Source organism: Nocardia panacis (assembly GCF_003598715.1).
Classification (GTDB): Bacteria; Actinomycetota; Actinomycetes; order Mycobacteriales; family Mycobacteriaceae; genus Nocardia; species Nocardia panacis.
Genome location: NZ_QZFU01000016.1, coordinates 818406 through 832653, shown reverse-complemented (window position 1 = coordinate 832653; position 14248 = coordinate 818406). Strand labels below are relative to the sequence as shown.

The following is a 14248-nucleotide window of genomic DNA, read 5'->3' as shown; positions in this document are numbered from 1 at the left end:
CGTGCTGTGTCAGCGAGATCGGCAAATGCGGGACCGAAGACGGAGCGCGAGGAGCAACCCTCGTCCACCCTGCCCCGTCGTCAATTGGGCAGGCACCTGCGCGATTGGCGTGCGCAGGCGGGGTTGACCATCGCGGAGGCCTCGCGTCTGATGGAGTGGGGCGCAAGCACTTTGCAGCGCCTGGAGAAGGGGCAGGCCGATCGCATTCGCACCATCGATGTGCGGGCGCTGTGTCGCATCTACGGCATTCCGGATGCGATGGCCGAGGGGTTGACGGGTCTGGCGCAGCAGGCCGCGGTGAAGAGTTGGTGGCATGCCTACGGCGATCTGATTCCGGAAACCTTCGAGATCTATGTGGGTTTGGAGGCGTGGGCCGCCAAACTCACCGCCTACCAGTCCGAGGTGATGCTCGGGCAGTTGCAGACCGCCGACTACGCGCGGGCGCTGATCCGGCTGGGTGGGTCGCAGGACGAGCAGGAGGTGCAGCGCCGGGTGCAATTGCGGATGCAGCGCCAGGCGCTGTTGACCCGTCCGGTCGCCCCCGCGAATCTCGATGTGGTTCTTGATGAATCGGTGCTGCGCCGAACGGTCGGCGGCGCTAGAGTGATGGCGGCGCAGCTACGCCATCTTGCCGATTTGAGTACGCGCCCCAACCTCACCCTGCGTATCCTGCCGTTCACGGCGGGCATCCCCCTGGGGGATGCCACCGGTCCGTTCACGGTATTGGATTTCGGGGCGGACGGGCGGGGGCAGCCGGTCGAGCCACCGGTGGTCTATGTCGAGGGTTTCACCGGGGATCTCTACCTCGAAAGACCGGCCGATGTCCGGCGGTACCACCTCGCGCACGAGCGGTTGCGGCGCTGCGCACTCGATATCCAGGCAAGCAGACATCTGCTCCGACAACTGGCGAAGGAGTATGTGCATGAATAGTGAACTGGCGCGGGCGAAGTGGTTCAAGAGCACGCGCAGCGGCGCCTCCAAGGACTGCGTGGAGGTGGCGCATCTGGCCAATGGTCGCATCGGTATGCGCGACAGCAAGAATCCCGCGGGTCCCGCCCTCGTCTTCTCCGGGGAGCAATGGGATGTGTTCACCGCGGCGGTCATGATCGGCGAAATCTGAAGGAGCGGTTGATCAATGGGCATGAATAGCGGCGCGAATATCGATTTGGCCACCGCCGTGTGGCAGCGGGCGGGCGAGTCCGCCGATGGCGAGAGCGTGGAGGTGGCCATGCTCGCCGAGGGGCATGTCGGCCTGCGCGACGGCAAGGATCCCGATGGTCCGGCCCTGATTTTCACCCCGAGCGAGTGGACGGCCTTCGTGGCGGGTGTACAGGACGGGGAGTTCGATCGCCCCGAGTAGCGCGGGCGCGGCGGCGGGTCCGGTCCCGGATCGGACCCGCGCATGGCCGGAGCGAAGGCGGAGGTACGCAAATCACGAATCGACGCAGATTCGGCCACGGAAAGGTGTTTGGCGCTCGGTACTGCCGGGTAGCCCTGTTTTTGTGGACCGTGGACTGAAGAATTCCGTTCCCCGGTACCGGAAATTGCGGCCGGGCGACTGGGTGGAACGGTTGATCGTCGTGCTGCTCTTCGGGGTGTCGGGGGTGGGGGTATTCATCCTCACCGGGTCCTACCTGTCGGCGCTGTTGGTCGGGCTGCTGGTCTGGGCCGTCGCCGTCGGTGTGGTGGCACTGCTCTAGTTCGTGCGTGGGTGCGCCGAAACAACCGGCCGGATGTTCCGGCCGGTTGTTCGAAGGGCTACTCGCGGCGGAAGAGCTTATTGCCCAGCCAGACCACCGGATCGAATTTGCGGTCGACCACCCGCTCCTTCAGCGGGATGAGCGCATTGTCGGTGATCTTGATGTGCTCGGGACAGACCTCGGTACAGCATTTGGTGATATTGCAGTAGCCGAGTCCGTGCTCCTGCTGGGCCTGTTCGCGTCGGTCGGCCACATCCAGCGGATGCATCTCCAATTCCGCCACCCGCATCAGGAAACGCGGTCCGGCGAAGGCATTCTTGTTCTCCTCGTGGTCGCGCACCACGTGACAGGTGTCCTGGCACAGGAAGCATTCGATGCATTTGCGGAACTCCTGCGAGCGCTCCACATCCACCTGACGCATCCGGTACTCGCCCGGCTTCAGATCCGGTGGCGGCGTGAAGGACTGGATCTCCCTGGCCTTCTCGTAGTTGAACGACACATCCGTGACCAGGTCCCGAATGATCGGGAAGGTTCGCATCGGCGTCACAGTGACGAGTTCATCTTCGGCGAAGGTGGACATGCGGGTCATGCAGAGCAGCCGTGGCCGACCGTTGACCTCGGCCGAACACGATCCGCACTTGCCCGCCTTGCAGTTCCAGCGCACCGCGAGATCCGGGGCCTGGGTGGCCTGCAGCCGATGGATGATATCGAGGACCACCTCGCCCTCATTGACCTCGACGGTGTAGTCCCGCAGGTCGCCGCCGTCGGGATCGCCGCGCCAGACGCGGAATTTGGCGTCGTAACCCATTCTCACGCCTCACCTTCCGTGGCCGCCCCCGGATGTCCGGCGAGTTCGGCGGCGGGATAGTACTTTTCGAGTTCGCCCAGATCGAACAGGGCGAGTAGATCGGCGCGCATGGGGAGTTGATCCTCCGGGAGCACCCGCACCTCTGGCACCGCGGCCGTGGCTGTCGCCGGATCGATGGAGCACACCAGCAGTTTGCCGCGCCAGCCCGAATCCATGGCGGGATGATCGTCGCGGGTGTGGCCGCCGCGACTTTCGGTGCGCTGCAGGGCCGCCTGCGCGACACATTCGCTGACCAGCAGCATATTGCGCAGATCGAGTGCGAGATGCCAGCCCGGATTGAACTGTCGATGTCCCTCCACCAGCACCGTGTCGTAGCGGGCGCGCAGTTCGGTGAGTTTCGCGATGGCGGTGTGCAGTTCGTGTTCCTTGCGGATGATGCCGACCAGGTCGTTCATCGCCTGCTGCAGATCGGTGTGCAGGGTGTAGGGATTCTCGCCCGCACCGCTCGCGGGCGGATCGAACGGCGCGACCGCCGCTTTCGCCGCCGCGGCGAGGTCGGCGTCGGCGATAGTGGGCCGCTGCGCCAACCCCTCGACATAGGTGGCGGCGCCGAGTCCGGCTCGGCGGCCGAAGACCAGCAGGTCCGACAGGGAGTTGCCGCCGAGGCGATTGGAGCCGTGCATACCGCCCGAACACTCCCCCGCCGCGAACAGGCCCGCGACCGTGGCCGCGCCGGTATCCGGGTCGACCTCGATCCCGCCCATGACGTAGTGGCAGGTCGGGCCGACCTCCATCGGCTCGCGGGTGATATCCACATCCGCGAGCTCCAGGAACTGGTGGTGCATGGAGGGCAGTCGCCGCCGGATCTCCTCGGCGGGCAACCGCGAGGCGATATCGAGGAAAACCCCGCCGTGTTCGGTGCCGCGACCGGCCTTCACCTCGGAATTGATGGCGCGGGCCACCTCGTCGCGCGGCAGCAGATCCGGGGTGCGGCGCGCGGAGTCGTTATCGCGCAACCACTGGTCGGCCTCCTGCTCGGTCTCGGCGTACTGACCCTTGAAAACCGGTGGGATGTAATCGAACATGAACCGCCGGCCATCGGAATTCTTCAGTACGCCGCCGTCGCCGCGCACGCCCTCGGTGACGAGGATGCCCTTCACACTGGGCGGCCACACCATACCGGTGGGATGGAATTGGAGGAATTCCATATTGATCAGCGTCGCGCCCGCCCGCAGCGCGAGCGCGTGCCCGTCGCCGGTGTACTCCCAGGAATTCGACGTCACCTTGTAGGACTTGCCGATACCGCCGGTGGCCAACACGATCGCGGGCGATTCGAAGAGAACGAAACGGCCCGATTCGCGCCAGTAGCCGAACGCGCCCGCGATGCGGTCGCCGTCCTTGAGCAATTCGGTGATGGTGCATTCGGCGAAAACCTTGATGCGCGATTCATAGTCGCCGGTTTCCGCGTGATCCTCCTGTTGCAGCGAGACGATCTTCTGCTGCATGGTGCGGATGAGTTCCAAGCCGGTGCGGTCGCCCACATGGGCAAGGCGCGGATAGGTGTGGCCGCCGAAGTTGCGCTGGCTGATCCGGCCGTCGGGGGTCCGATCGAACAGCGCCCCATAGGTTTCCAGCTCCCATACCCGATCGGGCGCCTCCTGGGCGTGCAATTCGGCCATGCGCCAGTTGTTCAGGAATTTCCCGCCGCGCATGGTGTCCTTGAAATGGGTTTGCCAACTGTCCTTTTCATTGGCATTGCCCATGGAGGCCGCGCAGCCGCCCTCGGCCATGACGGTGTGCGCCTTGCCGAACAGCGATTTGCACACCACCGCGACGGACAGTCCGTGCTCCCTGGCCTCGATCACCGCGCGCAGTCCCGCGCCGCCCGCACCGATCACTACGACGTCGTAGCTGTGCCGTTCCACTTCTGGCATGCCGCTGATACTCCTGGAAGTAGTGGTGGGTCAGTTGATGAATCGCGGATCCGAGATCGTCCCGCTCGCCACCAACATCACGTAGAAGTCGGTGAGCACCAGGGTGCCGAGGGTGGTCCAGGCCAGCGTCATATGCCGGGTATTCAATTTGGAGACCTGAGTCCAGAACCAATAGCGGACCGGATGGGCGGAGAAGTTCTTGAGCCTGCCGCCCGCGATATGACGGCAGGAATGGCAGGACAGCGTATATGCCCACAGCAGCAACGCATTTCCGGCCAGCACCAGATTGCCGAGCCCGAAACCGAAACCGCCGGATTTGCCGTGGAAGGCGATGATCGCGTCATAGGTGTTGATCAGTGCGACGAGCACCGCGACATAGAAGAAGTAGCGGTGCGCGTTCTGGATGATCAGCGGCAGTTTGGTCTCGCCGGTGTATTTGGCGTGCGGTTCGGCGACCGCGCAGGCGGGCGGGGAGAACCACACCGAGCGGTAGTACGCCTTGCGGTAGTAGTAGCAGGTGAGCCGGAACAGCAGCAGGAACGGCAGCACCAGGAAACCCAGCGGCAGAATGGCCGGGATATGTCCGAACCAGTGGCCGAAATGGCTGGCCCCCGGCACACAATCGGTGCTGACGCACGGCGAGTAGAACGGCGTCAGGTAGTGATAGTCGGACACCCAGTACGCCGTGCGCACATAGGATCTGATGGTCGCGTAGACGACGAAGGCCGCGAGCCCGACCACCGTGGCCAGCGGTGGCACCCACCACCGGTCGGTGCGCAGTGTGCGCGCGCCGAGGGCGGCCCTGGTCTTGCTGAATACTCCGGTTCCCGTTTTCGGGGCGACGGTCGGTGCGGCACTCACGGGTGGATGCCTCGCTGATCTGCAGTGCGGGTGGTCATTCATTACCTCCGCAATCGAATGTGATGCTGAGCACCATACGACACCCCCGAGCGCGCGTGAGCAGGGTCCCGGTAAAGCGGGACCGCCCGAATGCCAGTGATTTGCGCCACATTCGACGATTTCGCGATGTGGTGAACCGACCGCAAACAATGGAGTGCGCCCTCGGCGGGCGCGGACGCGCACAAGGATGCGGATCATGATTCGCCGGGTGTACCGGCGCTATCGATTGGCTGCTCGGATATCCGTGCGACGCAGGACAATCCGGATACGAGGCGGTGAATTCGACAGGCGCGATACGGGTATCGGGCGGGGAGATTCGTCCGCGCGATGCGGGCGACTCGTCGAGCGGGGAAGCGACCGGTCGGCCCGTGCTCGGTCACCGCGAGCGGGTCGCGCCGCGGCGGCAGGCAACAACCGCGCATCCGGGCGCGCGCAGCGGGACCCTTGGGCAAATTCGACAGCCACGGGGAGTTCGGCAGGCGCGGAGCGCGTAGCCGCGACAGATACGACCGTGCCGCGACGGCGGTGTCGCGGCACGGGGAGTTTGGGTGGGACTACTTGGTGCGCGGGCGCGAGTGGAAGCCGAGCCCCTCGTCCTGCGCGCCCATCCACGCGGCCTCGTCGGATTTGCTGTCGGGCACGTAGATGGTCTCCTGTGCGCGACGGGCGGGTACGGGTGGGGGCGACTGCTCGAACTCTTCGGCATCGATGACGAGGCGTTCGAGGTCGTTCTCGAGTCGGCGCACGGTGTTGGCGTCGCCGTAATGGCTGCGCAGCGCGCCGATGGACTGCCGGAGCTGGCCGACGTTGTAGCGGAGTTCCGCGATTTCGCTGCGAGTCATCGTTACCTCCTGTGTTTCTCGGTGGTGCACGCGAGCTGGTGAGTCAGCGCGCGGGTGTACTTGGTTTGCTGACGCGAAACCTTGTGACTCACCACACATCGTGATCTACAACACAGTACCTAAGAATCGGAGAATTGGCTCGTCGCTGCCGGGAAGTCGGAAATTCGCTCGGGTATTGCTGTATCCCGGCGAATCGGCGTTGCCGAGGAGGGTCACGGTTTCCCGGAAATTAGCCAGCGGTCGCGAACTCCGGTCCCGGGCGCGCCGACCAGGCCCGGTCCGCCAGCGCGACGACCGCGCGGGCCACTTCCTCGGCCCGTTCCAGGATCACGCTGTGCCCGGCCCCCTCGATCCGCACCAATTCGGACCCGGCCAACTGCGAGGCCAGCACCACCGAATGCGCGAAGGGCACCACGATATCGGCCGAACCCGCCAGCACCAGCGCCGGAATCCGGCCGAGGCCGCGCAGCGTCGCGGTCTCGTCGAAGCTGCGCAGCGAGATCAGGAAGCTCGTCATGGTGAGCAGCGGGGTGTCGTTGAGCATGGCCGTGGCCAGCGCGACCACGCGTGGGCCGACGCGACCGGAGCCGAAGCTCGCCTCCCGAATGACGGGTTCGAAGAGTCGACGCGACAGCCGCTTCGACGCCTGCATCATTCGCGGCGCGCGGGTCACCGCCGCCTGTAGCGAGCGCACCGCGTGCCGATTGAGGAATCGGCCGAGTCCGACCTCGGTGAGCCCATTGGCCGCGCCCGCGATGAGCGCGACGCCGACCACCCGCGCGCCGATCGTCTCCGGGAACATGCGGGCGTAGGCGAGCACCACCATGGCGCCCATCGAATGGCCGACCAGCAGGATCGGGCCGCTGGGCGCCATGGTGCGCAGCACGGCGTCCAGATCTCGGGCCAACTGGTCGATGGTGTAGGTCTCGGCGTCGGCGGTGCCGGACGCGCCGTGTCCCCGATGGTCGTAGCAGACCATCCTGGTCGCCGAATCCCAGTGGCGCAGTAGTTGATCGCACAGGAAGGTCCAGGATTCGGCGCGCAGGCAGTGACCGTGGACGAACACGACGGTGCGCGAGGCGTCGGCCGCGCCCAGGGTGCGGACCGCGAGGGGTACGCCGTCGTCGGCGGCCACCGTGGCGCGGTGGTCGTCGAAGGCGGGGGCGGGAGTCCTCGACATTGGCTGCTCCAAGGGTGCGGAGGTCGTTGCCCGGTTGTCGGGGGTGATTTCCCGCGCGTTAACCCGCCATACCCGCCGTTATTGACACGTTGTCCAACTGGTGCGGGCGATCGACTCGATTGTCGAATCTTCCCCTTGCTAGTTCGAAGGCTAGATTTCGTTAGAGAGGGCTGTCCACCCTGGTCGAAGGCAGGAATGGGTGCAGCAGATTCGCCTCGGTGGACGGACCCGGCTGCCATTCGGCGATCCACGGCCCGGTGCCCTCGCTCGGATCGAGCACTCCGTCCTCGAGCCGGCGGTAGCGGCCTTCGAGCACCCGTCGGGTCATGGCGTGATCATCGTCGTCGGTGTTGTCCCACAGTGCCGCGAAGAGTCGACGCACCCGAATCCTGGACTGGCGGCAGAAGATATCGGCCAGTTCTCCCGCAGCGCGGCCCTCGAGTTCGCCCGCCGCGCGCTGGGATTGCGCCCGCACGCACACCGCCGCCATGGCGAACAGTTCCGCGCCGATATCGACGATCCGGCCGAGGAAGTTCTGCCGATACTCCAGTCCGGCCTGCCAGCGGGCCATCCCGTACAGCAGCGATCTGGCCTGTTTGCGCGCGCCGCGCTCGACGAACCGCAGATGCTTTGCCAGCGGCCCGAATTCGGCGAACGAGCCGGGCGTCGTGCCGGGGCCGATGGCCAGTTGCGGGAACCATTTGGCATAGAAGCCGCAGGCCCCGACCGCCGCTTTCGCCTTGGCCGCGAGATCGGCGTCGCGATCGACCAGCGCGCCCGCCGCCGTCATGTGGGCATCGGCCATCTCGCGGGCGATGAGCAGGCGCATGATCTCGCTGGATCCCTCGAAGATGCGATTGATGCGCAGATCGCGCAGCAGTTGCTCGGCGCCGACCGCCCGTTCGCCGCGGGCGCGCAGCGAGGCGGCGGTCTCGTAGCCGCGTCCGCCCCGGATCTGCACCAGTTCATCGGCGATTCGGCAGCTCATCTCGCTGGCCCACAGTTTGGCCAGCGCCGCCTCGATGCGAATGTCATTGCGATCCTCGTCGGACATGGTCGCCGACAGGTCGAGGACGGCCTCGAGCGCGTAGGTGCTCGCGGCGATGAAGGAGATCTTCGCCGCCACGGCGGCGTGCTCGCCGACGGGCCTGCCCCATTGGACGCGCTGTCCGCTCCATTCCCTGGCGATCTTCAGCGACCATTTGGCCGCGGCCGTGCACAGCGCGGGAATCGCCAGCCGACCCGCGTTGAGCGTGGTTAGGGCGATCTTGAGGCCGTCACCCTCGCGGCCGATCAGATTGCCCTTGGGCACGCGGACGTCGTGCATTCGCGTCACGCCGTTCTCGATACCGCGCAAACCCATGAACGCGTTGCGCCGCTCCACCGTGATACCCGGCGAATCCGCCTCCACCACGAAGGCGGAGATACCGCCGCGATGCCCTTCGCTCTTGGGCACCCGCGCCATCACCACCAGCAGTTCGGCGACGACGCCATTGGTCGTCCACAGCTTCACGCCATTGAGCAGATACGCCGCGCCGTCCGCGGTGGGCGTCGCGGTGCAGGCCATGCGGGCGGGATCGGAGCCGACGTCCGGTTCGGTGAGCAGGAAGGCGCTCACCGCGCCCGCCGCGCAGCGGGGCAGGAATTCGGCCTTCTGCTCAGGGGTGCCCGCGAGTTCGAGCGGTTCCGGGACGCCGATGGATTGGTGCGCGGACAGCAGTACGCCCAGGCTGGGATGCGCCGAGCCGACCAGCATGAGCGAGCGGTTGTAGCCGACCTGTGAGAGTCCCTGTCCGCCATACTCCTTCGGGATCTTCAGTCCGAAGCAGCCGAGGCGGGCCAGTTCGGCGACATATTCCTGCGGGATACGGGATTCGGCCTCGATGGCGGCGCCGTCGATGGTTTCGCAGAAGGGGCGCAGCCGGGCCAGGTACTCCTCCGTGCGTGCGGCATCGGCGGCGTCGGGTCGCGGATACGGGTGGATCAGATCGAGCCGGAAGCGTCCGAGGAACATCTCTTTGGCGAATGAGGGCTTGGCCCAGGTGCTTTCGCGGGATTCCTCGACGAGTGCCCTGGACTGCGCCTCGGTGGCGTCGACCTTCGCGCTGATCGCCATGATGTCCTCCTCGAACGTGATCCGGATCACATTCGAGTGTAGGGAAGTTTGTTACCGGCGGGTAGGTCACACGTCGAGGTATTTCTACTGATTTCTATTGATCTTGGTAGACAGGCGAATTCTCGCCTAGGAGACGCTGCGCAAGTACCGGCCGAAATGCGGAACGGTGAAACCGATGGCCCCGCGCTCGGCCGAATAGATCAGACCCTTCTTGATCAGACCGTCCCGCGCGGGCGACAGCGAAGCCGGTTTGCGTCCCAGTTCGGCGGCCACCGCCGAGGTGGCGACCGGGCCGTCATCGCCGGACAGATCGGCCATGGCGCGCATGTACTCCCGCTCGGCGGGGGTGGCCCGCTCATAGCGGGAGCCGAAGAAACCGACCGCCAACTCCTCCTCGGCGGCGGGCGCGGCCACCTCGACATCCTCGGCGGTGACCGGACTCGCCGGCGCCTGATCCCACACCGCCTTTCCGTACGCCTGCACGAAATACGGATAGCCGTCGGCCTTGTGGTACAGCGCTTGCAGCGCCTCGTCGGTGAACTTCACCCCCTCGCGGTCCGCGGGCGCGATCAGGGCCTGATCGGCCGCCGCGCGGTCCAACCGATCGATGCGGTGATAGCTGAACAGTCGCTCCGAATAGCTCTTGGACGCGGACAGCACGGCGGGCAGATGCGGCAGTCCGGCGCCCACCACGATCAAAGGCGAAGCGTCCTGGCTCAATTCGTGGCAGGCGCCGCAGATGGCCGAGATATCGGCTGCGCCGAGATCCTGCATCTCATCGATGAACAGGGCGATCCCGACGCCGATATCGGCGGCCAGACCCGCTGCCTCCTTGAGCAGTTCGATCAGATCGATCTCGATATCGCCGGAATCGGCGCGGCCGGTGACGGCCGGGACATCGATACCGGGCTGCCAGCGCTCGCGCATCCCCTTGTCCGCCGTCGCCCGCAGCGCGAATGCCTTGAGAATGCCGAGGAAATCGTCCACCCGCTCCGGATTGTGGTGCGCGGTGGCGATGGCGCGCGCGGCCATGTGCAGCGCCGAGGACAGCGGGCGGCGCAACTCCTGATCGGGGCGCGCCTCGATCTTGCCGGTGCCCCACCCGCGCGAGACGGCCGCCGAGCGAAGCTGGTTGAGCAGCACCGTCTTTCCGACGCCGCGCAGGCCGGTGAGCATGACGCTGCGCTCGGGCCTGCCCCTGGCGATACGTTCGAGCACGATGTCGAAGGCGCTCAGTTGTCTGTCGCGCCCGGCCAATTCGGGCGGACGCTGGCCTGCGCCGGGTGCATACGGATTCCGCACGGGGTCCATGCCCGAACACCGTAGCGCCTCCGTCGAGCCGCGTATCGGTTGATCTAGCGAGTGTCCTAGACGGGCATAGGTTCAAGGGCGGCAGCGCCCATTGGGTCTTCCGATATCCGGGTGCGCGCATCGGCGGCGATTCTCTACGCTGAGGGCGATTCCGGTCGACCAGAATGGAGCGGCATGTCCGAGGAGCGCACGCCGGAGACCCCGGAGACCTCTGCCGAGGTGGTGAGATCCTGGAACATTCCGGCCGGGGCGCGGGTGGCCAATGTCATCCGCTCGAACATCCTGCGGGCCATCGACCAGGGCATGGACGACCCGCAACTGGTCGCGGATCTCGCGGTGGGGCCGCTGGTGATGGCGCTGGGACAGTTGGAGATCGAGCTGGCGGCGGCGGGCCGCCGCATCGCCGAGCTGGAAGCGGCGCTCGCCGAGCGGGATCGGGATGTCCGACCCTCGGAGTAGGTTCTGCCCCGAGGTCATTGTGAAACGTTTCCGGTTCTCGATCCGATAACGAAGTCGAGACCGCGTCGTTACCCATCGGCGTGTCGGATGCCGAACCCGTCTGCCCTGCGGGTTTGTTCCCGCCGCCGATTCGATGGGTTTTTCGGCGAGCTGTGCGCTGGACAACAGGCGCGCGGCACCGTAATCTTCTCGTGACTTAGTGGAGGGCAGCCGCTTCGCCAGAGGAGCGACGCCACTGGGTTACCGCCAAATGGCTGTCGGGCCAACGTTTTCCGGCTGTCATGCCGGGAGTACCGGTTCGTCTTCGGTGATTTCGCGCGGCCGCGTTCGGGTCGCTCGACAATCCGGTCGGCGGGTGAGCAGCAAGATCGGAGATGCAGCTCGGTGGGTAAGCACAGCTTGCAACGGGATTCGCGGCTACCGAATTCCGTCAAGGGCGCACTGGTGATGGGTGCCGCGGCGGTCACGACGGGGGCGTTCCCCGCTCTCTCGGCCCAAGCAGCCACGCTCAATGTGCCCGGCGTCGGCAACTTCGATATTCCGGTCCCCCCGGAATTCGAGCAGCAGGTCAAGCAGCTCAACGACACGCTCAACGCCCCGGCTCCGGCGTTGCCCGCGCAGATGGGCATCCCCGGCTTCCAGGGTTTCAACGCCCTCCCGAACCCCTTCGAGAGTTCGCCGGGCCACGTCGCCCTGGATGCCGCCAAGACCAAGGTCGGCGCCATGTACTCCTGGGGTGCCGCGGGTCCCTACAACTTCGACTGCTCCGGCCTCGTCCAGTGGGCGTACCGCCAGGCCGGTGTGGAACTGCCCCGCACCAGCTTCGAGCAGTCCCACGTCGGCCAGCCGATCGCCTTCCAGAACCTGCAGCCCGGCGATATCGTGATCACCAATGGCGGCGGCCATGTCGGCATCTACGCCGGAGATGGCAAGCTGCTCAATGCCGTTCAAACCGGTGAGCCGGTGTCCTACACCTCGCTGCACCCGGACGATATCGTCACCGCGCGCCGCATCCCCGCCTGACGGGTGGCCCCTGCCGAACAAAGTCCCGTCGCCCAGGCCCGCGTCGATTCCTGGACGTGGGCGGTGCGGCTGTTCAAAACCCGCTCCGCGGCGGCGGAAGCCTGTCGCGGCGGCCATGTTCGGGTGAATGGCGCCACCGCCAAACCGGCCCAACCCGTCCGCCCCGGCGACGAGGTGCGTATCCGCAGCGGCGGAACCGAGCGCATTGTCATCGTGGAGCGTGTCATCACCAAACGCGTCGGCCCACCGATCGCCGCCCAGTGCATGATCGACCGCAGTCCCCCACCCCCACCTCGGGAAGTTCTCGCTACGTTGCCCCAGCGAGACCGCGGTTCCGGTCGACCAACCAAACGGGAACGGCGCGAGACCGATCGTTTGCTCGGCCACGACAATCGCTAGTCGTGCACCGGTTTTCGCTGCTGCGGACCTTCGGTATCGGATGAGTTTCGCGCCGCGATTCGACTGGTCGCCAAGGCCGCGACCGCGATCGTGCACAGCGCACCGAGCATGAGGGCGGCGGCCTCACCGGGCACCAGAATATGCAATTGCGTGCCAACGGTGACCGCCGCTACGGGCACACCGATCTGCGCGGCGGCGAGCGCACCGAAGGCGAAGGGTTGCCCGATCAGTCGGGTGGCCAGATGAACCAGGACCCCGCCGAGGCCGAGGGCGAGACCCAGCAGGATCAAGCGCGGATGAGTTCCGAAGTCGCGCAGGTTCAATCGGGAACCGAGCCAGACGAAGAACAGCGGTCCGAGGAATCCGTCATTGATGGCGAAGAGCTGTTTGGCCACTCGGCGCGGCTCACCGACCGCCGCCACCGCGAGTCCGGCGGCGAATCCCGCCAACATGATCGAGACATGGGTCTGCGTGGCCACCGCGCACAGGGCGAACAGGATGGCGAGGCTGCCCCGCAATTCCAGGGCGAAGGATCGGTCCTCGGAAACCTTGTGGATCCGGCGGCGAGTGCCGGACTCCTCCAGCCGGCGCAGCAGGAAATACAGTGCGACGGCGCAGCCGGCGACGGCCAGCGCGCCCAACGCGGCGCGACCGGCATTCGCCGGATCGATGACCAGCGGTAATGCCACCACGCACGCGGTATCGGCAATGGCGACCTGCGCGGTCAATGCCAGCACCGGCTTACCCTGCGGCGCCACCGAATCTTTACCCTTCAGCGGCAGCGCATCGATGATCGGTAGGACGAGGGCGGCCGAGGACGAGGCCATCAATACCGCGTAGATGGCCCCGTGCCCCGTATCGAACCAGCGGGCTATCCCGAAACCGCCCGCCGCGGCGAGTACGCCGACCAGCACCGCGCGCAGTGCGCCCGAATCCAGCGCCGAGCGCACCGCCGAGTCCCGCACGGGAACATGGGTGCCCGCCACGAACATCACCACGGCGAAACCCATATCCGCCAGGAAAACGAAGATCGGATCGGAGTAGTGCAGTACGCCGAAGCCGGTGGCGCCGAACACGATTCCGGCCACCAACTCGCCCAGGATGACCGGCAGATGCCACCGCACGCGCAGTGCGAGAATCGGCCCGAACAATCCCAGTGCGATGACCAGCGCGAGGGTGGAGAAGGTCAAGGCAGGTCGGCGATCTTGGCCGGGATCTCGATATTCTCATCGGCCCAGTGGATCGCGCATACCCGGTGGTAGCCGTCGGCGATGGTCATCGGCACCCCGGTGCGGAAGTCGCCGCGCACCAGCAGGATCGGTGAGAGCGACTTCCGGTCATTGATCTTGATCAGATCCTTGCGCACATAGGGATTCTCGGCCGAGGCCAGTTCCAACTGCGCGGCGCGCAGGATGTCCTTCGCCTTCTTGTAGACGATGGGCGCTTTGCGCAGCCGCTCGACGACCTCGTCGACGACCTTCTTCGGGGCCAGTAGTTCCAGGTAGTCGGCGGCCGCGGGGTAGTCGTGCTCCTCGGGCTCGTCCTTCCACTTCACGGAGATGGTGTCGGTTGTCAT

16 protein-coding genes are annotated in these 14248 nt (G+C 66.1%); 7 read left to right on the top strand and 9 right to left on the bottom strand.

Features of this window, described 5'->3' with window-relative positions:
- Positions 1-6: 6 nt before the first annotated feature.
- The 4 genes from D5S18_RS12015 to D5S18_RS12000 all read left to right on the top strand — a co-directional run bounded on the left by D5S18_RS12015 (position 7) and on the right by D5S18_RS12000 (position 1700).
- A complete protein-coding gene (locus tag D5S18_RS12015; RefSeq protein WP_239003689.1) occupies positions 7-930 on the top strand; it encodes a helix-turn-helix domain-containing protein in 924 nt (307 codons plus the stop codon).
- Positions 923-1120 (top strand): DUF397 domain-containing protein, encoded by a 198-nt coding sequence (locus tag D5S18_RS12010; RefSeq protein WP_120039932.1) that lies wholly within the window; start codon positions 923-925, stop codon positions 1118-1120. Before D5S18_RS12015 ends, D5S18_RS12010 begins: the two co-directional genes overlap by 8 nt.
- A gap of 15 nt (positions 1121-1135) precedes the next feature.
- Positions 1136-1360: a DUF397 domain-containing protein gene (locus tag D5S18_RS12005; protein WP_120039930.1), complete on the top strand. Its 225-nt coding sequence runs from the start codon at positions 1136-1138 to the stop codon at positions 1358-1360.
- 202 nt (positions 1361-1562) lie between these two features.
- Positions 1563-1700, top strand: a complete 138-nt coding sequence (locus D5S18_RS12000) for a hypothetical protein (protein WP_239003688.1) — start codon at positions 1563-1565, stop codon at positions 1698-1700.
- A gap of 58 nt (positions 1701-1758) precedes the next feature.
- Here the strand turns inward: D5S18_RS12000 and D5S18_RS11995 are convergent, their stop codons facing one another.
- The 7 genes from D5S18_RS11995 to D5S18_RS11965 all read right to left on the bottom strand — a co-directional run bounded on the left by D5S18_RS11995 (position 1759) and on the right by D5S18_RS11965 (position 10791).
- The gene (locus D5S18_RS11995; RefSeq protein WP_120039926.1) at positions 1759-2508 is read right to left on the bottom strand and encodes a succinate dehydrogenase/fumarate reductase iron-sulfur subunit; all 750 of its coding nucleotides are present in this window, start codon (positions 2506-2508) and stop codon (positions 1759-1761) included.
- Between the two features lie 2 nt (positions 2509-2510).
- On the bottom strand, positions 2511-4442 hold the full coding sequence (locus D5S18_RS11990; protein WP_120039924.1) for a fumarate reductase/succinate dehydrogenase flavoprotein subunit: 1932 nt from the start codon (positions 4440-4442) through the stop codon (positions 2511-2513).
- Between the two features lie 30 nt (positions 4443-4472).
- Positions 4473-5303 carry a succinate dehydrogenase subunit SdhC gene (sdhC, locus tag D5S18_RS11985; protein WP_120039922.1) on the bottom strand — a complete coding sequence of 277 codons (831 nt, stop codon included), beginning with the start codon at positions 5301-5303 and terminating at the stop codon, positions 4473-4475.
- Positions 5304-5896: 593 nt separating this feature from the next.
- Entirely contained in the window at positions 5897-6184 is a 288-nt protein-coding gene (locus tag D5S18_RS11980) for an Rv0250c family protein (protein ID WP_120039920.1), read from the bottom strand.
- Positions 6185-6413: 229 nt separating this feature from the next.
- Positions 6414-7364, bottom strand: a complete 951-nt coding sequence (locus D5S18_RS11975) for an alpha/beta fold hydrolase (RefSeq protein ID WP_120039918.1) — start codon at positions 7362-7364, stop codon at positions 6414-6416.
- A 160-nt stretch (positions 7365-7524) separates the two neighbouring features.
- Positions 7525-9480 (bottom strand): acyl-CoA dehydrogenase family protein, encoded by a 1956-nt coding sequence (locus tag D5S18_RS11970; protein WP_120040659.1) that lies wholly within the window; start codon positions 9478-9480, stop codon positions 7525-7527.
- Positions 9481-9606: 126 nt separating this feature from the next.
- Positions 9607-10791 carry a DUF8462 domain-containing protein gene (locus D5S18_RS11965; RefSeq protein ID WP_120039916.1) on the bottom strand — a complete coding sequence of 395 codons (1185 nt, stop codon included), beginning with the start codon at positions 10789-10791 and terminating at the stop codon, positions 9607-9609.
- A gap of 174 nt (positions 10792-10965) precedes the next feature.
- Here D5S18_RS11965 and D5S18_RS11960 point away from each other — a divergent pair, with 174 nt between their 5' ends.
- From D5S18_RS11960 to D5S18_RS11950, 3 genes are all read left to right on the top strand, one after another.
- The gene (locus D5S18_RS11960) at positions 10966-11250 is read left to right on the top strand and encodes a hypothetical protein (protein ID WP_120039913.1); all 285 of its coding nucleotides are present in this window, start codon (positions 10966-10968) and stop codon (positions 11248-11250) included.
- Positions 11251-11697: 447 nt separating this feature from the next.
- Positions 11698-12273 (top strand): C40 family peptidase, encoded by a 576-nt coding sequence (locus D5S18_RS11955; protein ID WP_120040657.1) that lies wholly within the window; start codon positions 11698-11700, stop codon positions 12271-12273.
- Positions 12274-12276: 3 nt separating this feature from the next.
- Positions 12277-12672: an RNA-binding S4 domain-containing protein gene (locus tag D5S18_RS11950; RefSeq protein WP_120039911.1), complete on the top strand. Its 396-nt coding sequence runs from the start codon at positions 12277-12279 to the stop codon at positions 12670-12672.
- On the opposite strand, the gene D5S18_RS11945 is transcribed toward D5S18_RS11950, so the two are convergent.
- Entirely contained in the window at positions 12669-13862 is a 1194-nt protein-coding gene (locus D5S18_RS11945) for a cation:proton antiporter (protein ID WP_120039909.1), read from the bottom strand. The two genes, D5S18_RS11950 and D5S18_RS11945, sit on opposite strands and share 4 nt — an antisense overlap.
- Complete coding sequence (locus tag D5S18_RS11940; protein WP_120039907.1) at positions 13859-14248, bottom strand: hypothetical protein; 390 nt, start codon at positions 14246-14248, stop codon at positions 13859-13861. The genes D5S18_RS11945 and D5S18_RS11940 overlap by 4 nt, the downstream gene beginning before the upstream one ends.

Bases quoted from the DNA above. Each gene is read 5' to 3' on its own strand.
- D5S18_RS11980 (WP_120039920.1), bottom strand. From the start codon at position 6,184: ATGACTCGCAGCGAAATCGCGGAACTCCGCTACAACGTCGGCCAGCTC.
- D5S18_RS11970 (WP_120040659.1), bottom strand. From the start codon at position 9,480: ATGGCGATCAGCGCGAAGGTCGACGCCACCGAGGCGCAGTCCAGGGCA.
- D5S18_RS11995 (WP_120039926.1), bottom strand. From the start codon at position 2,508: ATGGGTTACGACGCCAAATTCCGCGTCTGGCGCGGCGATCCCGACGGC.
- D5S18_RS12005 (WP_120039930.1), top strand. From the start codon at position 1,136: ATGGGCATGAATAGCGGCGCGAATATCGATTTGGCCACCGCCGTGTGG.
- D5S18_RS12010 (WP_120039932.1), top strand. From the start codon at position 923: ATGAATAGTGAACTGGCGCGGGCGAAGTGGTTCAAGAGCACGCGCAGC.
- D5S18_RS11960 (WP_120039913.1), top strand. From the start codon at position 10,966: ATGTCCGAGGAGCGCACGCCGGAGACCCCGGAGACCTCTGCCGAGGTG.
- D5S18_RS11965 (WP_120039916.1), bottom strand. From the start codon at position 10,791: ATGGACCCCGTGCGGAATCCGTATGCACCCGGCGCAGGCCAGCGTCCG.
- D5S18_RS11975 (WP_120039918.1), bottom strand. From the start codon at position 7,364: ATGTCGAGGACTCCCGCCCCCGCCTTCGACGACCACCGCGCCACGGTG.
- D5S18_RS11940 (WP_120039907.1), bottom strand. From the start codon at position 14,248: ATGACAACCGACACCATCTCCGTGAAGTGGAAGGACGAGCCCGAGGAG.
- D5S18_RS11955 (WP_120040657.1), top strand. From the start codon at position 11,698: ATGGGTGCCGCGGCGGTCACGACGGGGGCGTTCCCCGCTCTCTCGGCC.
- D5S18_RS11990 (WP_120039924.1), bottom strand. From the start codon at position 4,442: ATGCCAGAAGTGGAACGGCACAGCTACGACGTCGTAGTGATCGGTGCG.